Source organism: Gilliamella sp. ESL0232 (genome assembly GCF_013346885.1).
Classification (GTDB): domain Bacteria; phylum Pseudomonadota; class Gammaproteobacteria; order Enterobacterales; family Orbaceae; genus Gilliamella; species Gilliamella bombi.
The window spans coordinates 78,919-100,261 of record NZ_JAAEDW010000007.1 but is presented as its reverse complement, the minus strand read 5'-3'; the positions used below and the strand labels follow the sequence as shown (position 1 = coordinate 100,261).

23 protein-coding genes are annotated in these 21,343 nt (G+C 34.2%); 13 read left to right on the top strand and 10 right to left on the bottom strand.

What is annotated here, in order from left to right; all coding sequences use genetic code 11:
* Positions 1-5: 5 nt before the first annotated feature.
* The 3 genes from GYW75_RS08630 to GYW75_RS08620 all read right to left on the bottom strand — a co-directional run bounded on the left by GYW75_RS08630 (position 6) and on the right by GYW75_RS08620 (position 3,931).
* Entirely contained in the window at positions 6-584 is a 579-nt protein-coding gene (locus GYW75_RS08630; RefSeq protein WP_174799053.1) for an RseA family anti-sigma factor, read from the bottom strand.
* A 50-nt stretch (positions 585-634) separates the two neighbouring features.
* Positions 635-1,207, bottom strand: coding sequence for an RNA polymerase sigma factor RpoE (gene rpoE, locus GYW75_RS08625; RefSeq protein WP_034909980.1), 573 nt, complete (start codon positions 1,205-1,207; stop codon positions 635-637).
* A gap of 219 nt (positions 1,208-1,426) precedes the next feature.
* Positions 1,427-3,931 (bottom strand): class I adenylate cyclase, encoded by a 2,505-nt coding sequence (locus GYW75_RS08620; RefSeq protein WP_296317887.1) that lies wholly within the window; start codon positions 3,929-3,931, stop codon positions 1,427-1,429.
* A 92-nt stretch (positions 3,932-4,023) separates the two neighbouring features.
* On the opposite strand from GYW75_RS08620, the gene GYW75_RS08615 reads away from it, so the two are divergent.
* The 11 genes from GYW75_RS08615 to GYW75_RS08565 all read left to right on the top strand — a co-directional run bounded on the left by GYW75_RS08615 (position 4,024) and on the right by GYW75_RS08565 (position 13,702).
* Positions 4,024-4,635 carry an NUDIX hydrolase gene (locus GYW75_RS08615; RefSeq protein WP_085164869.1) on the top strand — a complete coding sequence of 204 codons (612 nt, stop codon included), beginning with the start codon at positions 4,024-4,026 and terminating at the stop codon, positions 4,633-4,635.
* 357 nt (positions 4,636-4,992) lie between these two features.
* Positions 4,993-5,793, top strand: a complete 801-nt coding sequence (locus GYW75_RS08610; RefSeq protein WP_174799049.1) for a YdgH/BhsA/McbA-like domain containing protein — start codon at positions 4,993-4,995, stop codon at positions 5,791-5,793.
* A gap of 740 nt (positions 5,794-6,533) precedes the next feature.
* The gene (gene rsfS, locus GYW75_RS08605) at positions 6,534-6,851 is read left to right on the top strand and encodes a ribosome silencing factor (RefSeq protein WP_034909992.1); all 318 of its coding nucleotides are present in this window, start codon (positions 6,534-6,536) and stop codon (positions 6,849-6,851) included.
* A 4-nt stretch (positions 6,852-6,855) separates the two neighbouring features.
* Positions 6,856-7,326: a 23S rRNA (pseudouridine(1915)-N(3))-methyltransferase RlmH gene (rlmH, locus tag GYW75_RS08600; protein WP_065560955.1), complete on the top strand. Its 471-nt coding sequence runs from the start codon at positions 6,856-6,858 to the stop codon at positions 7,324-7,326.
* Between the two features lie 18 nt (positions 7,327-7,344).
* Positions 7,345-7,812 carry an rRNA maturation RNase YbeY gene (gene ybeY, locus GYW75_RS08595; RefSeq protein ID WP_174799159.1) on the top strand — a complete coding sequence of 156 codons (468 nt, stop codon included), beginning with the start codon at positions 7,345-7,347 and terminating at the stop codon, positions 7,810-7,812.
* Between the two features lie 116 nt (positions 7,813-7,928).
* Positions 7,929-8,801, top strand: a complete 873-nt coding sequence (corC, locus tag GYW75_RS08590; protein WP_174799047.1) for a CNNM family magnesium/cobalt transport protein CorC — start codon at positions 7,929-7,931, stop codon at positions 8,799-8,801.
* On the top strand, positions 8,794-10,335 hold the full coding sequence (gene lnt / locus GYW75_RS08585) for an apolipoprotein N-acyltransferase (RefSeq protein ID WP_174799046.1): 1,542 nt from the start codon (positions 8,794-8,796) through the stop codon (positions 10,333-10,335). Before corC ends, lnt begins: the two co-directional genes overlap by 8 nt.
* A 227-nt stretch (positions 10,336-10,562) precedes the next feature.
* The gene (locus GYW75_RS08580; RefSeq protein WP_085164646.1) at positions 10,563-11,471 is read left to right on the top strand and encodes a glutamate/aspartate ABC transporter substrate-binding protein; all 909 of its coding nucleotides are present in this window, start codon (positions 10,563-10,565) and stop codon (positions 11,469-11,471) included.
* Positions 11,472-11,562: 91 nt separating this feature from the next.
* Positions 11,563-12,303 carry an amino acid ABC transporter permease gene (locus GYW75_RS08575; protein ID WP_065590847.1) on the top strand — a complete coding sequence of 247 codons (741 nt, stop codon included), beginning with the start codon at positions 11,563-11,565 and terminating at the stop codon, positions 12,301-12,303.
* Positions 12,300-12,980, top strand: a complete 681-nt coding sequence (gltK, locus tag GYW75_RS08570; protein ID WP_065590846.1) for a glutamate/aspartate ABC transporter permease GltK — start codon at positions 12,300-12,302, stop codon at positions 12,978-12,980. Before GYW75_RS08575 ends, gltK begins: the two co-directional genes overlap by 4 nt.
* Complete coding sequence (locus GYW75_RS08565) at positions 12,977-13,702, top strand: amino acid ABC transporter ATP-binding protein (protein WP_034910011.1); 726 nt, start codon at positions 12,977-12,979, stop codon at positions 13,700-13,702. The genes gltK and GYW75_RS08565 overlap by 4 nt, the downstream gene beginning before the upstream one ends.
* Before the next feature lie 100 nt (positions 13,703-13,802).
* Here the strand turns inward: GYW75_RS08565 and recD are convergent, their stop codons facing one another.
* Both recD and GYW75_RS08555 read right to left on the bottom strand, forming a co-directional pair.
* Entirely contained in the window at positions 13,803-15,653 is a 1,851-nt protein-coding gene (recD, locus tag GYW75_RS08560) for an exodeoxyribonuclease V subunit alpha (RefSeq protein ID WP_174799045.1), read from the bottom strand.
* Positions 15,654-15,677: 24 nt separating this feature from the next.
* Positions 15,678-15,896 carry a hypothetical protein gene (locus GYW75_RS08555; RefSeq protein ID WP_174799044.1) on the bottom strand — a complete coding sequence of 73 codons (219 nt, stop codon included), beginning with the start codon at positions 15,894-15,896 and terminating at the stop codon, positions 15,678-15,680.
* Positions 15,897-16,131: 235 nt separating this feature from the next.
* Here GYW75_RS08555 and nadR point away from each other — a divergent pair, with 235 nt between their 5' ends.
* On the top strand, positions 16,132-17,364 hold the full coding sequence (nadR, locus tag GYW75_RS08550; RefSeq protein WP_174799043.1) for a multifunctional transcriptional regulator/nicotinamide-nucleotide adenylyltransferase/ribosylnicotinamide kinase NadR: 1,233 nt from the start codon (positions 16,132-16,134) through the stop codon (positions 17,362-17,364).
* Positions 17,365-17,370: 6 nt separating this feature from the next.
* Positions 17,371-18,060, top strand: a complete 690-nt coding sequence (pnuC, locus tag GYW75_RS08545; RefSeq protein ID WP_174799042.1) for a nicotinamide riboside transporter PnuC — start codon at positions 17,371-17,373, stop codon at positions 18,058-18,060.
* A gap of 102 nt (positions 18,061-18,162) precedes the next feature.
* On the opposite strand, the gene GYW75_RS08540 is transcribed toward pnuC, so the two are convergent.
* Genes GYW75_RS08540 through ftsB form a run of 5 tightly spaced genes read right to left on the bottom strand, consistent with a single transcriptional unit; the run spans position 18,163 to position 21,338 of the window.
* Positions 18,163-18,789, bottom strand: coding sequence for a protein-L-isoaspartate(D-aspartate) O-methyltransferase (locus tag GYW75_RS08540; RefSeq protein WP_174799041.1), 627 nt, complete (start codon positions 18,787-18,789; stop codon positions 18,163-18,165).
* Positions 18,790-18,794: 5 nt separating this feature from the next.
* On the bottom strand, positions 18,795-19,820 hold the full coding sequence (truD, locus tag GYW75_RS08535; protein ID WP_174799157.1) for a tRNA pseudouridine(13) synthase TruD: 1,026 nt from the start codon (positions 19,818-19,820) through the stop codon (positions 18,795-18,797).
* 18 nt (positions 19,821-19,838) lie between these two features.
* Positions 19,839-20,324 carry a 2-C-methyl-D-erythritol 2,4-cyclodiphosphate synthase gene (gene ispF, locus GYW75_RS08530; protein WP_174799040.1) on the bottom strand — a complete coding sequence of 162 codons (486 nt, stop codon included), beginning with the start codon at positions 20,322-20,324 and terminating at the stop codon, positions 19,839-19,841.
* Between the two features lie 4 nt (positions 20,325-20,328).
* Entirely contained in the window at positions 20,329-21,042 is a 714-nt protein-coding gene (gene ispD / locus GYW75_RS08525; protein ID WP_174799039.1) for a 2-C-methyl-D-erythritol 4-phosphate cytidylyltransferase, read from the bottom strand.
* Positions 21,042-21,338 (bottom strand): cell division protein FtsB, encoded by a 297-nt coding sequence (ftsB, locus tag GYW75_RS08520; protein ID WP_065590839.1) that lies wholly within the window; start codon positions 21,336-21,338, stop codon positions 21,042-21,044. The genes ispD and ftsB overlap by 1 nt, the downstream gene beginning before the upstream one ends.
* Positions 21,339-21,343: the final 5 nt, after the last annotated feature.

Below are 21,343 nucleotides of genomic sequence, written 5' to 3'. Positions count from 1 at the left end.
TAAAATTAGTGTGCATTTAATCTTTTTTGCAATTCATAATCTTGTACAAGCAATCTAATTTTGTCGTATTGTCGTTTTTCAAGTAATTGCTGATCGTTTTGTTGATGAATGCCACCTACAGGAGCCACACTTACACCAACTGGTACTGTATTTAGTGTAGGGCTTGCACTGGTACTATCTGTTTGTCCTTGATTATATTGTACACCTGCAATAATTCCAAGAGTGACACAAGCTGCAAGCCCAACTTGGCTTACTTTGCCTATAAAGTCCTTAACGTGAATCCAAATTAGGTTTTCAGCTTTTGGTGGCGAGGTTGTGTCAATATTAGGTTGATCAGTTGGTTGATTGTATAAATCTTCAGTTGCTATCGCTTGTGCAATTTGGCTAGAGATATCTAAATTTAGTGAACTACTATGATTTAATGAATTACTGTGTAATTCACCTCGCATTGTATCTCTGATAATATGGTAACGATGCCAGCATGATTGCAAACTTTCATCATTTAATACTTCATCAACAATATGGTCATTTGTAAACTCACCATCCATAAGTAATGAAAGTTGCTCTTTCTGTTCTATTTGCATAGTAAATACCTTAAATTTATGACTACTCTTTATTCATTTGTTTGTAGCCATTAACTGAGTAATGGTTTAATTTTTTCATCAATTGCATCACGAGCTCTAAAAATACGGGATCTCACTGTGCCAACTGGTACATCCATGATTTGAGCAATTTCTTCGTAGCTTAACCCTTCGATTTCGCGCAATGTAATTGCTGTTTTTAAATCATCAGGTAATGCTTCGATCGTTGCAAATACTGTTTTTTTTACTTCGTCTGAAAGCGCTAAATTTTCAGGATTATCAAGATCTCTTAATGAATCTGCACCTTCGTAACTTTCGGCTTCACTAGCATCTATATCTGATGATGGTGGCCGTCGTCCTTGAGACGTTAAGTAGTTTTTTGCTGTATTGACTGCAATTCGATACAGCCATGTGTAAAAAACACTTTCACCTTTAAAAAGACTTAATGATCGATATGCCTTAATAAAAGTCTCTTGCACAACATCAGGAACTTCGGACGCTAATACATAACGAGAAACCAAATGAGCCAGTTTATTTTGATAACGAACAACAAGTAAATTAAATGCGTTTTTGTCTCCATTAAGAACGCGATCTACTAATACTTGGTCTGTTACTTGCTCCCCCATTAAAGGCCTTTCCTTATTTTGTTAATAACTGTCAATCGGCCCAAAGTTGTGCAGACATACAGTTAGATTCTTAAATTAGAAAAAAGTTCCCATTATTTTAATAGAAATTTAATTATTTTACTTATTAATTGTAAACTTTTATTATTTTTATACTAAAACACATAGTTACCTGAAACTTTTTGACATGATTACATTCAAGTAAGATCGTTTGCCGATCTTTTAATTAAGCGGGATAATCTGTCTTTCATCATGCTCATTATAGGTGATTTGATAAAATTGAGGTAGATTAAAATTAACTGAGCTACTGGTAGTAAATGAAAAACGATCGTCAGATAAGATATAAAATTCGTTAATATCTTTAACCATATTATCTATTGAACCGTTGCAATTACGGTATATTTCAACTTGGTTATGTTCATTTAGAATGTAAAGATCAAAACCTGAATCAGTATTTTCAAAAAAGAATTGTATGATCCCGGCATAAGCCACGCTATCAATTTCTTTTGGTAGTTCGTTAGTTTCGTCTAAAATGTTTAGTGGTCTGCCTTGTATTTTGTTATTTGATACAGCGCCATAAAAATCAATCGCACTTTCAAATTGATGGCATGATACCCCTAATCGCTCAAAAAATAGATACCATGAAGCTCCACCGATCCTTAATGGTTTTACTTGCGTTGAGTTATTTTGAGTGGTAGTTAAACGTAAATCGATACATTCATCCATTAACTTTTTCATTTGTTGTTTGATTTCATCACTCTGGTACTCGCTATAACAAAATATTTCTAGCAAATTAGGCAAATCAGCATCTTTATGCATTCGATTTAGTAATTCCTTAATCGCCTGAAGCACTGATAGTGCACCGCTGAAATGGAGAACACGAATTTCGTTCCACGAATTGCGATAAAGAAGATCAATTGATCCCACTAAACTTAGCTCATTTTTACCATAATTAAGTACACTATTGGTCACTTCATCGTCTAATTCAATGTTAGCGGTCGGATCATCTTCTAAATTTAAAATAATAGCTAAGTGACGAATTTCGCATGGTCCATATAGCTGTTCTTCAGTTGCTGCTGGCACATCAATAGGAAAGTAATTTTTTAGATCAACGATCAATTTATTAATTTTCGAATTATTTCTGTTTTCACCATCATGATAATAAAAGTGAGTGCTATCAGCAATTAAGCCGTTAAAATAACACCAACCTACTAGTTTTACTAAGTATTTGCTATATTCAAGATATTGATGGCCAATAATTGAGTGTAACATGGGTTTTTGATTGTAAACGTACCATCCTGCTCGATTGATACGATCTTCTGCAACATGAATAAATGTTAATGCTTCTTCTTGTAAATTATCAGATATATTGAGCTTTAAAGTTGTAATCTTTCCCGGTAATACTTCAAAAGCAGCATAGAGCTTTCGTGTTAATATCGCCAGATCTTGAGGACTAATTAATGAGTCTAAATTATTACGACGACCAAAATTGAGTAAATTTCGATAGCCGGACATCATGGTGTGTAATAAGATTTCGTGTATTTCTCGGACTTGCCCTATTTTCCAAGTTTGACAAGAATCTAATTTTGCAATTTGTTGCTCATCCCATCCCCAACTTTTAACTAGGTCACTTAAAATAGAGCGTCGCCATGACGACGATTGCATTGGGATAGAAAGTTTTTCGTTCACTTTTAAATAAAAGCAATTACGAATTAATTCAAGTCGTTCATAATCATTAATTTCAATGAGGTATTTACTGATTCTGTCCAACAGCATGTAATACGAATCAAGATACATTCCTTTATGAATTTCGCCTTTTTGAATCAGCTCCCTCATTTGATAAGCAACTGGTTTATTTTGTGGGTAAATCCATGAGTACGCTTCTAATAACAGGGTTTTAAGTACCGCTTTAAAAGGTGAATCAATACTTTTATAAAGTTGCCATAAACTTGCGCCAAAATACTCTTGAGCTGATAATCCAGTTAGTGGACCAAAATCAATCCATTGCTCTCGCTCGATTAAATTAAGATCAACCATCGCTTGAACGCACTTTTCATAAGTAGGATAAGTAAGGTTATTTACGGTGAAATTATAAGGTATTGCAAACCACAACAAGTATTTGCCAGCTAATAAATTTGCGGAACGGTAAAACTCCTCAAGTAACAAAATATGCTGTGCAGTTCCGCAATTTTCGCCCATTAGGCATTCATGATGTTTATTAATAAAACGATCAGCATCTACCACAAATAACGTTAATTTGACTTGCAAATTTGCTGCCCAGTCTTCGATCAAACGGCATTTTTGTTGTAAGGCTTCTTTTTGTTGATCTGTTAAATTGTTTTCAATGCATATCCAGATATCAAGATCAGATTGAATTGACTGTCCAATAGAACAGGTACTTCCCATTGTATATAAAGCGGATATGGCTGGGATGTTAATTATTTTATTTTCGTTAGTGGATGGAATAAAATCGAATTCAGTTTTAAGCCGTTTACTTACATCATCAGACAATTGATAGCAAGCAATACCTGAAGGTATATCGCCTTCCATATATCCTGGTAATTTAGGTGTGTGATAATGAAAAAGCGCAGGAAGTAATAAAAATACCTGCTGAAATTCAGGAGACATACCAATGATAGCACGCTCACGTTTCAATTTGGCAAGATCTTCAAGCTCTTTTTTTATGTTATTGATATAATATTGCATGGCTTCAATTAGATAAAACACGCGTATTAATTTAACGCTACTATTAAATCTAGCATGTTATTTGTGTAAGGTAAATAGAACAAAAATTTAAACCCTAAATAAAATGAATAATTATGATAACAATTGAAAATATTGCTAAACAGTTGCAAAAAAAAGAAAACACAAAATTTATCGATAATAAAGCTGCAGTATTATTGCCGATTATTGATATTGATCATCAATTGCATCTTTTATTTCAAATTAGATCTAGAAAATTAAAATGGCAACCTGGAGATATTTGCTTTCCTGGTGGGCGTGTGGAATTATCTGATACCAATCCCGAATACACAGCTAAACGTGAAACAGTTGAAGAATTGGGTATCCCCTTTAAGCACATAATAATTTTAGGAGCATTACCCAAGTTAATTGCAACATTAGGTATGGCTATTTATCCATTTGTTGGCACAATCAATTCACTTGATGATTTGAAACTAAATCATGATGAAGTCGAACAGATTTTTACCGTTCCTATTGAGTGGTTTATTCAAAATCCCCCTCAGCGTGCAACAATGTTTGTCGGGCATAAACCTTCTGATGATTTCCCTTTTGATATCATTTTAAACCGATCACCTAAATGGCAAAAAAGAGCTGAGTATTCTGTCTATTATTATCAGTATCACAATCGGGTTATTTGGGGATTAACTGCACAAATCCTTAAATTCTTTATTGAAAGAATTAGAGAATAATCTGTAGGAAAAATATAATTTAGAAAATATTAACATTCTTAATTAGCTCAAATTAACTCTTTTTTTGACAATTCATTTCATTTTAAACAATTAATGCTAGGCACCCTTCTATTTGATTAAAAGAACTTGAGGATTATTACTGAACGTCTTATAACAATAACAAGTTGTTTTACTATTTTTTCCTACCAAAACAACTATTAATGTCTTAACGCTTTTTACAAGTAGACAAGGACAACACATCAGGAGCTCTGCCAGTTCGAATATTTTCGAAGTAATATCAATAAATATATTTGCAAATAAAATAAGCGTTAAACAACGATTTTCTATTTTAATAATTCAAAAATGAAGGAATATATTATGAAACGTTTTACCAAATCCTCTATTGCATTAGCCGTATTGTTATCATTACCTGTTGCTAGTCTTTATGCTGCTGAGCCATTAACTGCTAAAGAAAGTAGTCATTTAGTACCATTAAAAGAAATTTCAGTAACTGGAAGTTATTTACAAGCCGAAAATGCTGCTAAAGATATTTCTCGTGCTGCCGATGAAGCAGGTGCTAAATATTACTATATTACTGCAATGGAAAGTCCAGCTAATGGAACTTCTTCAGATCGTGCGATTGTTTATGCCAATATTTACAAATCTAACGCACCAATAGCCGTACAGAAAGATGAAACTATTTATAATGGCGTGGTTTCTTATGAACGTTCAAAAGCTCTTTACTATTTACCATTTGATGTTGTTAAATTTAAAGGTAATTACAATAACACTTCCGAAATTACCGAAACTGCAAGTAAATTAGCCGCTGAAAAAAATGCCTATGCGTTTTATATCGATTCAATTTCATCTGATGATATTAGAAACCAAGCAGAAAATATCGAAGTTGCTTTATACAAACAAGACGCACCCGTTAGGGATTATATCGTCACAACAGCAATAGCAGGTCAAGATGCCTACGAAATTAGTAGCGAAGCATTTAAACACATGACGCCATTTAGTACTATTAGCTTCCATGGTGTATTTAACAATACAGCAGAAATCAGTGCCGCCGCACAAAAACATGCAGTTGCTAATGGTGCGCACTTTTATTATGTAAAAGAAGTATCATCTAACCCCGCAAGCACTGCACAAACTGTTTTTATAAATCTATATAAATAAGATTGTACGTAACTGAAATAAACCCACGTGAGCAATTTTACTTGCCCGTGGGCTTTGACTAAAAACACCTCAGATTTAGAATTAATTTTATTAAAGTTTTTATTTGTTTACTCCTAGATTATTCCACATCTCAATTCAAATTTCGTATTATTATTTTCATTTTTTAATCTCAAGACGGTATAGAATCCTGAATATTTTTACAAAAATTGGATCAGCAACGCTAATTTTTTGTTTGAAAATGTGTGCCATTGAAATATAAAACTTTGCTTTTTTATTGTTCAAATTTCCTTTAACATCTATATATTTGTATAAGATAAAATACGTGGAAATTATTCCATTAAATTGCATATATTATGAAAGCGATATTTTTCTTACTTTTTTTATTTAGTACCAATTTTGTAGAAGCAGCAACGGTTAGAATCCTTCCGCGCGTGGGTCACGATTACAACCCAATATATCCATCTTTATTAGGTTTATTTTTAGGACTTTTATTCTTGTTGGGTATATCGTCGTTAACAGAGGTGCTAGAGGAATTTAGCATAAATAGAGAAAAAAAGCGAAAAGAGACCAAATAAAGAAAAACAGAAAAGAACAAATAAAAAAATGCGTGAAGATAAACTAGCAAAAAGAAAAGAAAAAAGCAATCCCAATAATCAATAAAAATATGTGTAAGTTATCATCACCGTTATTTTTAAAATATATGCTATAATGGCGCTTTATTTTTAATAAAAAGAGAGATTATTTTGCAGCAGTCGTTACAAGATTTTATTATTGATAAAATTGATGATCTAAAAGGAAAAGACATTGTTACCCTTGATGTTCGTGGCAAATCAAGTATTACCGATTATATGATTATTTGTACTGGCACTTCAAACCGTCATGTTTCCTCTATTGCTAACCATTTACTTGATGAAGCAAAAAAACAAGGCCATTTGGTGTTAGGTAGCGAAGGTAAAAGTGATGCCGATTGGGTCGTAGTTGATATGGATGCGGTCATTGTACATATAATGCAAGAAGAAAGCCGTCAGCTTTACGAACTTGAGAAGCTTTGGAGTTAATCACGTGAAGATACAGCTTATTGCTGTTGGCAATAAAATGCCAAACTGGGTTACCACTGCTTTTAATGATTATCAATCACGATTTCCTAAAGATATGCCTTTAGAGCTTATTGAAATCCCCGCTGGAAAACGTACCAAAAATGCAGATATTGTACGGATCTTAGATAAAGAAGGCGAAGCAATGTTAAGTGCCTGTGGTAAAGGCAATCGCATTGTTACTCTTGATATTCCAGGTAAACCTTACACAACGCATAATTTAGCTGAACAATTAGAACGTTGGAAAGTAGATGGCCGTGATGTGAGTTTATTAATTGGTGGACCTGAGGGGTTATCTCCTTCTTGCAAAACGGCGGCGGAACAGAGTTGGTCACTGTCGCCACTTACCCTACCTCATCCTTTAGTGCGGGTTATTGTAGCTGAAAGCCTTTACCGTGCATGGAGTTTAACCACTAATCATCCTTATCATCGTGAATAATAAAGTAAGGTAAATATGATGAGCGCAATTATTTTAGATTTGCAAATTGCTACAGAAGATAACCAAAATTTGCCTACCGAAGCGCAAATTATGCAATGGTTAGAGGTTATTTTGCCGCAATTTGTGGATAATGCCGAGCTAACTATTCGTATTGTTGATGAGCAAGAAAGTCAGCAATTAAATAATACCTATCGTCATAAAGATAAGCCAACCAATGTATTATCTTTTCCATTTGAGTCACCCATTGAAATTGATGTTCCTTTGCTTGGCGATTTGGTGATTTGTAAGCAAGTGGTTGAAGCGGAAGCAGATCAGCAACATAAATCATTAACTTCACACTGGGCACATATGATTGTGCATGGTTGTTTGCATTTACTCGGTTATGATCATATTCTTGACGAAGAAGCTGAAGAAATGGAAAATATCGAAATTGATATTATGCTGCAGTTGGGGTTTGAAGATCCTTATCAACCCATTGATGAATAGAAATGTACGATAGGTCGTTTAGTTATATGCTATTTTGCAAACTTTTTAGTAAGTAAATTAAGTAAACTAAGCCAAAAATAGTAAATTAATAATAAAGTAAGAAAGGAAAAGCACAAATGAGTGATGATAATCACCGGAGACCTAAAAAAGGGTTTGCATTATGGTTAAGTCAGTTATTTAATTCGGAACCCAAAGATAAAGAAGAATTGATCGAAGTAATTCGCGAAGCCGAAGAAAACGAACTTATCGATCCTGATACCTTGGATATGATTGAAGGGGTAATGGATATAGCAGAACAACGCGTTCGCGATATTATGATTCCCCGCTCTCAAATTGTTACCATAAAAGACAATTATTCACTTGATGAGTGTCTAGATATTATTTCTGAACATGGGCATTCCCGTTATCCTGTTATTAGTGAAGATCGCGATCATATTGAAGGAATTTTATTGGCAAAAGATCTGTTGATTTTTATTCGCCAAGGCGTCGATAATTTTGATTTGAAAAAAATCCTTAGACCAACCGTTGTTGTACCTGAAAGTAAACGTGTTGATCATATGCTAAAAGAGTTTCGTATGCAGCGTTACCATATGGCAATGGCTATTGATGAGTTTGGTGGTGTTTCGGGGCTTGTGACTATTGAAGATATTTTAGAACTCATCGTGGGCGATATTGAAGATGAGTATGATGAAGTTGAAGATCGCGATATTCGTCGCTTAACGCAATCGGTTTATACTGTGCGAGCCCTCACTCTAGTGGAAGATTTTAATGAAATATTTTCAACTGATTTTAGTGATGATGAGATGGATACCATTGGAGGACTGGTAATGCAACATTTTGGACGCTTACCCTTACGCGGTGAAACCATTACCATTGACGGCTATCAATTTAAAGTTACCATTGCAGATCGAAGACGAATCATTCAATTGCATGTGACTATTCCTGATGGGGCTACCGTGCCTAATTTAGAGTTATCTGAAAATGCTTAAAAAAATATTATTAAGCCTAATTTTTGGTGGTATAGCAGTTTTTAGTTATGCTCCATTTCATATTTGGCCTCTAGCTTTTGTATCGTTTGCCGGTCTTTTATGGCTTATTGCTGATAGATCTAAAAAACAAGCTATGTTACTGGGATTAAGTTGGGGCATTGGCTATTTTGCCGCTGGGATCCATTGGGTTTATATCAGTATTAAGCAATATGGAGAGTTACCCGCTCCCATTGCTATTATCATTTTAGGTTTTTTAATCCTATACTTGTCACTCTATCCTATGCTATTTGCTTTTCTATTAAGGATGGCAAATCGTTTTGCTGGACAATTTTCATTTAAACAACTTATATTTCTTGCTCCTGTGCTTTGGCAATTAACCGAATTCTTACGAGGGTATATTTTAACCGGATTTGCTTGGTTGCAACTCGGTTATAGCCAACTAGATAGTCCGTTAAAAGGCTATTTTCCTATATTGGGGATTGATGGTGTTAATTTACTGCTAACAATTTTATGCGGATTATTTGTTTATTGCATAAAGACAATAAATAGCAAAACGCCAAAAAGGCACACGCTTGGTGCATTTATTGCACTACTTGCGATCTTATTTGCACCAATTTTATTCAATAATATTAATTGGACTAAAATTAATGACACTCGTTCAGCTAATTTTGTTTTAATTCAAGGAAATATTTCGCAGTCAATTCGTTGGACAAGAGAACAACTTAACAACACACTACAAACCTATACAAAACTGACTAAACAAAACTTTGGTAAAGATAAAATTATCATTTGGTCAGAGGCTAGCATCACCGATTACGAAATAAATCAACAATCTTTTTTACAATATCTAGATAACGAAGCCCGAGCCCATGATTCTGAAATAGCTGTTGGTATTATTGATTACCGTTTTGGCGAAGATGGGTATCAATCTAATGGATATATCTACAATACTTTATTAGTATTAGGAGAAAAGGAGCATTATCAATATCCAACTATCAACCGTTATAAAAAACACCATCTAGTGCCCTTTGGGGAGTTTACACCGTTAGAATCAGTACTTGAACCAATTGCTGAACTGCTCAACATTCCTATGTCCTCAATGAAATCTGGCGAAACAAAACAACCTCAATTACAAATAAAAGGCTTTAAATTTACCCCAGCCATTTGTTATGAAGTGATTTTATCTAATTTAATATGGCAAAATTTTTCTCCAGATACAGATTTTTTACTTACTGTTTCAAACGATGCTTGGTTTGGTGATAGTATTGGACCTAAACAACATTTACAAATGGCGCAAGCTAGAGCGCTTGAATTTGGTAGACCTTTAATTCGTAGTACTAATACAGGGATTACAGCCATTATTGATCCACATGGTAATATTGTTAAAAAATTACCGCAATTTGAAACAGGCGCATTATCTGCATCTGTATCACCAACAACTGGCCTAACGCCTTATGCTATATGGGGGAATTGGCCTTATTTAGTTGTGATGTCATTAATGTTTATCTCACTTTTTATAAAAAAACGTTTATAGTTCACTATACTGGCATAATTATTGCTTAAATATAATTGGGTTTTAATAAGTCTTGATGTAATCAGCAATCTAATATTGCGTTAATTGCTGGTTACATCTAACTCCAATAAATAGATAAATAAACAGTAAAAAGTACTTTTATGCTAAAAAATAAGTTATAATATATGCCCTTTGTAAAAATGTTAAAATTATTTAATATGATACAAAATAAACAGTAGGAGATGAGTATGAACAAAAAGACAAAATTAACCAAACTAGTGTTATCATTTGCAATGTTAGGTCTAGTAAGTAGTACCGCATTTGCCGATGAATTAACTGGTACACTAGCTAAAGTAAAAGAAAATGGTGTGATTGTCGTAGGACATAGAGAATCATCAGTCCCATTCTCATATTATGGTGATAACCAAACAGTTGTTGGTTATTCTCAAGATTACTCAGATCTTATTATTAATGCGGTAAAAAAAGAGTTAAACATGCCTAACTTGCAAGTTAAATACTTACCGCTGACTTCTCAAAACCGTATTCCACTGTTACAAAATGGTTCTTACGATTTTGAATGTGGTTCAACAACCAATAATCTTTCTCGTCAACAACAAGTTGATTTTTCAAATACGATCTTTATTGTTGGCACTCGTTTTTTAGTTAAAACTAGTAGCAATATTAAAGATATTGACGATCTGAAAGGTAAAAATGTGGTCGTAACTTCAGGTACAACATCCGAAGTTATGCTCAACAAAATCAATACTGAAAAAGGGTTAAATATTCGTATTATTGCAACCAAAGATCATGGTGATGCATTTCGCACACTTGAAAGTGGACGAGCAGCAGCATTTCTTATCGATGATGCATTATTAGCAGGTGAGCGCTCCAAAGCAAAAAAACCTGAACAATGGGAAATTGTAGGTACACCATTATCTTATGAAGCCTATGGTTGTATGTTGCGTAAACAAGACCCACAATTTAAAGCTTTAGTCGATAAAACTATTTCAGAAGCACAAACATCAGGTGTCGCCGAAAAGTCATATAACCGTTGGTTTAAACAACCTATTCCACCAAAAGGGTTAAATATGAACTTTGATATGTCTTCTGAGATGAAAGAACTTTTCGCTCATCCTAATGATAAAGCATTAGATTAATACGCAGATATTTTCCCATAAGGACGTAGGTAACTGCGTCCATCATCTTATTTAGTACTATTTACATTTTTTTTTACATGTTGGAGTATTTATGACAACAAGTTGGAATTGGGGGATTTTTCTTCAACCAGCACCATTTGGGGATACAACGTATCTAGGCTGGTTGTGGTTAGGTTTCCAAATGACCATATTGCTAGTTATTACATCAGGAACTGTTGCCTTTTTGGTTGGTTCGCTATTTGGTGTGCTGAGAACATTACCTAACCGCTTTTTATCTGGCTTAGGTACATGTTATGTTGAAGTTTTTAGGAATATCCCGTTAATCATTCACTTATTCTTTTGGATTGAAGTTGTACCAGCGTTGGTACCAGAATCTATCCGTGACTGGTTATATAGCCTTGACCCTATGATATTTACTTTATTAATGTCAACCATAGGATTAGGATTATTCACAGGTGCACGTATTTGTGAACAAGTGAGAGCTGCTATTCAGTCAATCCCTACAGGTCAGAAAAGTGCAGGAATTGCATTAGGATTAACCCTAAAACAAACCTATTTATATATTTTATTACCAAACGCTTATCGACGTGTTCTACCACCGTTAACATCTGAAATATTAAATATGGTTAAAAACTCGGCTGTTGCTTCAACTGTTGGTTACGTCGAATTAACCAAACAAGCAAACCAACTGCTTGAACATGCAGGCCAACCTTATGAATCATTCATAGCTATAACATTTGGGTATGTACTTATCAATGTCGTTATAATGTTTACTATGCAATATATTGAGAAAAAAGTACGACTTCCTGGCGTATTAGGAGGTAAATCATGATGGATTTAGAATGGGGACAAATCCTACCTAATTTACCTTATATCATGAGAGGTATGTTATTAACTTTAGAGATAACACTTACCGCTGTAATTTTTGGTATTATTTGGGGAACGCTACTTGCCATTATGCGACTTTCTTCGATTAAAGTGCTACATTGGTTTGCTTTATGCTATGTAAATATATTCCGTTCAATTCCATTAATGATGGTTTTGCTCTGGTTTTATTTGCTTGTGCCTCAACTATTAGAAAAAATTTTAAATCTTCCGCCTACAACAGATATACGTTTTGTGTCAGCATTGATCGCTTTTGCATTATTTGAAGCAGCTTACTATTCAGAAATTATTCGGGCTGGTATTCAAAGTGTATCTAAAGGACAAATCAGTGCATCATTAGCACTAGGCATGACTAAAGGTCAGGCATTAAGAATGGTGATTTTACCGCAAGCATTTCGTATTATGGCTCCATTATTATTAACGCAGGGGATTATATTATTCCAAGATACAACGCTTATTTATACATTAAATTTAGCGGATTTCTTCTATCGTGCGGTTAATATTGTAGGCAATAGAGATGGTTTAATCGTTGAAATGGTATTATTTACAGGAGCAGTTTATTTTGTTATTTGCTTCACCGTTTCACGTCTAGTTAATTATTTTAAGAAAAGGATTACTCGATGATCTCCTTAGAAAATATTTCAAAATGGTATGGACAATTTCAGGTATTAAAAAACTGCACCACTCGAGTTGGTAAAGGCGAAGTTGTTGTTGTTTGTGGTCCTTCAGGTTCAGGAAAATCAACCCTGATAAAAACTGTAAATTGTTTAGAGCCTGTACAAAAAGGCAAAATTATTATTGATGGAACAGAAGTTACAAATAAAGCGACTAACTTAGCTAAATTACGCTCCAAAGTAGGTATGGTATTTCAACACTTTGAACTGTTTCCACATTTAACTATTTTAAAAAATCTAACACTTGCACAAATTAAAGTGTTAGGTCGAACAGACGAAGAAGCTCGAGAAAAAGCGCTTAATCTTTTAGAGCGTGTTGGTTTACTTGCCCATGCAGATAAATACCCTGCTCAGCTCTCTGGTGGTCAACAACAACGTGTAGCGATCGCTCGTGCGTTATGTATGGATCCTATTGTTATGTTGTTTGATGAACCAACCTCAGCACTAGATCCTGAAATGGTAAACGAGGTGCTAGATGTTATGGTTGAACTGGCTTATGAAGGTATGACTATGATGGTGGTTACTCATGAAATGGGCTTTGCGCGTAAGGTAGCCCACCGAGTTATCTTTATGGATGCTGGTGAAATTATTGAAGATACCTCAAAAGAGCAGTTCTTTACTAATCCACAATCAGATCGTGCTAAAGACTTCTTAGCTAAAATTATCCATTAATTTAATTATTACAGGGCTTTTAGCCCTGTTTTATTATTTCTTCCTCGAATTACACATCATCTTTCAAAAAATAAACTCAAATATTCTTATCAAAACAGAATCAGCTATTATTTTGCAATAAACTGACTAAACCACTATGTCTTTGCGTTTGTGATTTAATTGCTTGTAACAAGATAGCTTCAGTCGCATAAATTGAAACCGTTTTTTTAGCACGGGTAATAGCAGTATAAAGTAAAGAACGATTAAGTAACGGCGAATTATCAGTTGGTAAGATAATATTTACATCATCGAATTCTGAACCTTGTGATTTATGAATTGTCATGGCATAAGCCGTTTCATGTTCGGGTAATCGAAATGGAGAAAATCCTTTAATAGATCCATCAGCAAAAGGGAAATAAACACGCAATTTTGAACTATCATGCTCGGCTTTTAATGTAATGCCAATATCGCCATTATATAGCCCTAATGAAGCACTATTACGTAATATCATGATGGGTCGACCAACATACCATGCTTCTTTATTTTTCAAATAAATTAATTTGTTTTTGGCTAAAAGTAATTCAATTTGTTTATTTAAACCTTCGACACCAAAATGTCCTTCTCTGACAGCACAAAGTAAGCGATATTCAGCAAATTTAGATAAAACCAACGCTATATCATCAGTGCCATTCTGCTTAATCACATTTAAATAATGTTTATAATGATTAATACTATCGTGTAAAACATCTTCATAAGCCTGTTGTGAAGAAAGAGCATGATACTGAATATCACTTAATGATTCATCTAATAATAATTTTTTAACAGAAGTTGAGCACCCAGCTTTGACTGCATTAGCCAACAATCCAATACCAGATGATTCGTTAAAACGATAACTTTTTTGTAATAAACAAATGCTATCAGTAATTTTTGCTGTTTGCTGGCAAGCTGGTACATCATAACCAGTCAATTGACTTAGCTCTTTTGCCCGTGCTTTGCTATAACCATGCGAAATAAAGGTACAAAGGTCACCAAACACAGCTCCCGCTTCAACTGATGAGAGTTGATCTTTATCACCTAACAAAATTAAACGAGCAGAATTAGGTAATGCTTCAATTACTCTTGCCATCATATTTAAATCAACCATAGATGCTTCATCAATGACTAACACATCGACATGCAATGGATTATTCTTATCATGCTTAAATGAACGATTATCTGCTTTTGCACCTAATAAACGATGTAAAGTGATTGCTTCTGCTTTTATATTTAGTGGTGCAAAATCGAGTTGCTCGATTGTGCGACTCAGTGATTCGGTTAACCTTGATGCCGCTTTTCCTGTAGGTGCCGATGTAATAATTCGAGCATGCGGATTGGTTAACAAAATTCCGGCTAAAATTTTGGCAACAGTAGTTGTTTTACCCGTACCTGGTCCACCAGAAATAATAGCAACTTTGCGTGTTAACGCAGCAGCAACTGCTACTTTTTGCCAATCAATTTCGGTTTGATTCTGAATAAAAAGTTGATTAAGTACAGTGGTTAAATCAGTATTGTAGCTAAGTTCTTTATCTAAAGCTGTATGATTGAAATATTGAGCTACATTTTGTTCATCTAACCACATTCTTTGAAAATAAAGTTTATTTTCAATAAAAATAAGCGGAGACAAATTTGTTCCATCACTCACAACCTGACTATCATAAGCTTGTTCAAGAGCAATTTTCCAATCTTGCGCATTTGGCGAATCTAATTGTAACCAAAGCTGTGATTCAATCGTTGATTCATCTAAATAAGCAAGATCAAGACAAACATGTCCCGATCTAACCTCTTTACTTAGTGATAGAACCAAAAAACTAAAACGTTTGGTAGTAATATCATCATTTAACATTGCTTTATTCGTCAAAAACGTTGCCAAATGAATATCTAGCAAACTAATTTGGCTATCTTGTTTAAATTGGCTTAACCACTCGTTTAACATATTCTATTTCTGTTATTAACTTATTTATAAGCCAATTATATCGTTAACTTTATCTTTTGGATAAGTCAGTTTAAAACTTAAGTTAAGATTTTTATTTTCACCTTTGGTCAACAATACTTTTGATTGCCCTTGTAATTCTGCACCTTGCAAAAAAAACTTGACTTTATTAAGTGTTACATTATTGTTTGTAAAAACACTGCTAGAAGCAAATGCAATTAAAAAAGCTAATTCCTGAATTTTCATATAGTTCCTTTGAAATAAAAACTAATTCATAACTATTTAAAAATAATTATGTTATAAGTTAAATGGCACATGATTCTCTCTAACAATGGTAATAAAGTAATTATTCTATCTGTTTAATTGCTATTAATTTTAGCATAGTTGTAAAAAAATAAATTATTTTTCGTTTAATATATTGAACAAAAAATAAAAATGATTTATATTTTGTTTAAAATAAAAAACAAAATAAGGAGACTCCATGAGTAACTTCAGTTATCTAAAAAAAGCAATCAAACGTAAGAATATATCTTTACAAACTGTCGCCGATGCTTGCCAAATGACTAAAGGTTATCTTAGTCAACTCATTAATGATAAAATTAAAAATCCGAGCGCACAAAAATTACAATCACTCCATCAATATTTACAAATTGAAGAACCAAACAAAAATAAAAAAGTAGGGGTGATTTTTGGCAAATTTTATCCTTTACATACTGGGCATATTTATCTTATTCAGCGAGCAATTAGTCAGGTTGATGAGTTATATGTTATTCTTTGCTCTGATACTCAACGCGACGAAGCGCTTTTTAAACAAAGTGCTATGTCTCGCCAACCAACTATTAATGATAGAATTCGTTGGCTACTGCAAACTTTTAAATATCAAAAAAATATCCACATTGAATTATTAGAAGAAGACGGCATTCCAGCTTACCCAAATGGCTGGCATGAGTGGAGTGAACGAGTAAAGAAACTATTTCAAGAAAAAGGCATAAAACCAGATTATGTTTACTCAAGTGAACCGCAAGATGTCGCTATGTATAAAGATTTGTTTGATCTAGAAACTGTCTTAATTGATCCAAAACGACAATTTATGCAAATAAGTGGTACTCAAATCCGTCAAGCACCGCTGAAAAACTGGCAATACATTCCAACCGAAGTTAGACCTTTTTTTGTTAGAACCGTTGCCATCTTAGGGGGAGAATCTAGTGGTAAATCAACTTTAGTTAATAAACTAGCAAACGTATTTAACACAACCAGTGCATGGGAATATGGTCGGGATTATGTATTTTCTCAACTTGGCGGGGACGAACGCGCATTACAGTATGCTGACTACGATAAAATCGCATTAGGGCATGCACAATATATCGATTTTGCCATAAAACATGCCAATAAAGTTTCGTTTATTGATACCGATTTTGTGACAACTCAAGCTTTTTGTAAAAAATATGAAGGTAAAGAACATCCATTTTTACAAGCTATGATCAATAACTATCGTTTTGATTTAGTAATTTTACTCGGCAATAACACGCCATGGGTCGCTGATGGTTTACGTCATTTAGGCAGTCCAAAACAACGTAAAGATTTTCAAAAACTATTAATAACGTTATTAGAAAAAAATAATATCAAATATATAGAAATAGAATCGCCCGATTACGAAGAACGTTATTTACGCTGCATTGAACTAGTTAATCAACTTATTAATGATGAAGAGTAATAAATTATGAATAAATTAAGCAATCTTGCCATTTTAATTGGACGTAATAAATTCTATCCATTTTTTTGTATATTATGTGTAACACTAGCATTTTTATACACTGACCCATTTACTGAATTTGATTTACGCTATGCTACTTCTTACATAGGCGCTTTTTGCGGTCTGCTATGCGTTATCTTATTAGCAAAACGTAAAAACATGGGAAATGTATTAGGTATGTTTGCCGTTGTTGCAGAATGTTGTGCAAATATTCTTGGCGGCAATATTGGTGCAGGACTACCGCCTGTCTACTATTTTTGTTCACACATCTATGGTTTATTCACTTGGCAAAAGAACCTTGATAATAATAAAAACGTTAAAGTTCGCTCACTTAATGAAACCACATTTTTATATACAATCATATTTCTTATTATTGCCGCTTTTATTAATATTTATTTAACGGATAAAATTGGTGCAACCAATACAACCTACCAGCTCATAACTAACTGTTTTATATTTGGTCTAGGTATTGTTGCTCAATTATTATTGATGATGCGATATGCGTTTAACTGGTATTTATGGGTTATATTAAATGTACTGGTAATTGGTTTAAATATCTATACCGACAATATCATTATCGCAACACAATATTTAATCTACCTGTTTAATGCCATTTATGGAATTTGTGAATGGAAACGCTCTGAGCAGCCAGAATAAATATTCCAATTTTGTTAAAAAGTTTCAGGAAAGACTGTGTTTAAGTATAAAAATAGAAAATAAGTGCTTTATTTTCTATTTTTTATTTGAGATGCAGTCTAATTATTCAACATCCCCTTTAACCAAAGGCACGAATATAACCTCGCCCATATTTTTAGCTACAAAATTATCGCCATCACGCTCAATTAATTGTAAAACCTGTTTATTTTCGCCAACAGGGATAACTAAACGTCCTTTATCGGCTAACTGTTCTAGTAAGCTTTGTGGCACTTCAGATGCGGCGGCTGTAACAATGATACCATCAAATGGTCCACGTTCAGGCCAACCTAACCAACCATCACCATGGCGTGTTGCAATGTTATGAATATCAAGTTGCTTTAAACGGCGTTTGGTATTCCATTGTAGACTTTTTATTCGTTCTACCGAGCAGACATTTTCGACTAACTTTGCTAAAACAGCCGTTTGATATCCCGACCCTGTTCCAATTTCAAGTACTTTTGAATTAGGCTCTAATTTTAATAGTTCAGTCATCTTTGCTACGATATAAGGCTGAGAAATAGTTTGACCGCTTCCTATTGGCAATGGACGATTATCGTAAGCTTGATGCGAAAGCGCCTCATCAACAAAATATTCACGAGGAATTGACGCAATAGCATCTAAAACGCGCTCGTCTTTTATTCCTTGTTGCCGTAAGAATTCAATTAGGGATTGCATTTTTAGATTTTGCATTTGGGCTACTCATTTTCTATTATTAGTTCACGTATCACACTTGTTGCATAACAACCTGATGGCAAATAAAAATTGAGTTCGAGACTATGCTCATCTAACCATTGCCAATTAAGCTGCTCTGCTCGTAACAATATTGACCGTCTTGCTGTTGCTACTCGCTCTTTTTTAAATAGATCATTAAATTCAGACCAACTTTCTAAACATTTTTGCTCAAACTCCAGCGCATCAAATAATGTACCTAGTGGTGAATCCCCCACCATTGGTGCAGTAATATTGATCTCGCCTTGTTCTAAACGCATTTGTAACTGAACTAATTCGCCTGCTTGAGCAATAAACCAGCTACCACGATGCGCTAATTGTAATATATCGCCATTGAGCACGGTTTGATGCAAACTTTGGGTAATGCGTTGACTGACAATATTATTAAAAATCGCACTTCGCGCCGCAGAAAGATAAAAGCTACGTTTTTTTCGATCCTTAACCGAAATTTCGCCATTGGCCCATTTTATAGCCTGAGTAATATTATTTTCATCGCGACCAAAACGCTGCTCACCAAAATAATTAGGCACGCCATGCTGTTTGATTAATGCTAATTTAGATTCAATTTCAGATTGACTATTTAACGATTTTAAAATTATTTTAAAATAATTACCTTTTAATGCGCCAATTTTTAATTTTTTATTATGTCGCGTGACTTTTAATATTTTACAACCCGCCAAATTAAATGCTGAAAAGTCTGGTGTTTGTTGACCTGGCATATGTAAACTGAACCACTGCTCAGTCACCGCTTGGCGATCTTTCAAACCGGCATAACTTACTAGCTTGGTTGAAATTCCCACATATTTAGCCAACTGCTCAGCCACGAAAATGGTATTACAATCACGTTTTTGCAAAAAAACTAAAACATGTTCGCCTTCACCAGTCAACTCAAAGCCAAGATCTTCTGTCACATTAAAATCTTCGTATTGTTGCTTGTATTGTCCTTTAGTGGTCGGTTTGCCATATAAATAATTAAGTTGTGCTAACACTATTATTGCCTATTGTATAATTTAAACTGTTTCGGATTTTTTACTTAATAACACTACCGCTTGGCAAGCAATACCTTCTTTACGCCCAGTAAAGCCTAATTGTTCAGTTGTTGTTGCCTTTACACTAATTTGATCAAAATGAACTTTCAGATCTTCTGCTATATTAACTCGCATTTGATCAACATGCGGACGCATTTTAGGTTCTTGGGCAATAATAGTAGTATCTAAATTAACTAATTCATAACCTTTAGCTTGAACAAGGGTATACACCTCTTTCAATAATATTCGACTATCTATACCCTTATATTTAGGATCTGTATCAGGAAATAGCTTACCGATGTCACCTAATGCCAATGCGCCAATTAAAGCATCGGTTATTGCATGTAACACAACATCACCATCAGAGTGAGCAACAAGACCATATTGATAAGGAATTTTTACCCCAGCAAGAGTTATAGGACCCTCTCCACCAAACTTATGAACATCAAATCCATGACCTATTCTCATACTTTTACCTATTTAGAATCTGCTTAGTTAAATAAAAAGTAGCCAATGCTAAATCTTCAGGACGGGTTATTTTTATATTATCCCCACGACACTCAATTAATAAAGGATGCCCACCACAATACTCAATGGCTGAAGCTTCGTCAGTGATGGCAACATGATCATTTAGAGCTTGTTGCAAACATGATTTTAGTTCGCCAGCATTAAACAGTTGAGGAGTAGCAGCGCCCCATAAATAATTCCGATCTTCAGAAGAATCAATAATGGTATCATTATTTTGACAAGCTCGCTTAATCGTATCACTAACACGAGTGGCTAATATACCGCCTTGTTTTTTAGTTGTTACTGTTTCAATCAGCCGAGTAATATCACAATGAGTCACACAAGGTCTTGCCGCATCATGAACTAAAGCCCACTGTTCATCATTTAGCAATTTTAATCCGGCTAAAACAGAATCAGCTCGAGTTTTGCCACCTAAAGCAACTTTAATCTTATCGTGCTGAGCAATTGAAAGGGTATTAAATATATTATCTTCTGAGCTAATCACAACAATAACTTGAGCGATTTGAGGATGCGTTAATAATTTATTTAGAGTATGTTCTAAAACGGTCTTCGAACCAACTTTTAGATATTGTTTAGGGATTTGACTATTCATACGGCAACCAACTCCTGCTGCCGGTACAATAGCAATGATATCATTAAGATTATTCAAGTTATGCATTATCGTTTTTTAGTATCCGAATCAATTATAATTCGATAAAAATATTCATCAGGTTTAACCATACCCAAATGACTACGAGCACGCTCTTCTATTGCTTCATAGCCACGTTGCAAATCGTTAATTTCAGCAAACATCTGTTCGTTACGAGTCTTTAACTTCTCATTATCGGCACGCAAATTGACTAACATTTCTACATTATCTTGATAATCGTACACATTATTTTTGCCATACCATAAAGAATATTGCAGATAACCCAGTACAGCTAATAACAATAAAGGTAGCTTCCATCTTCTCATGAATT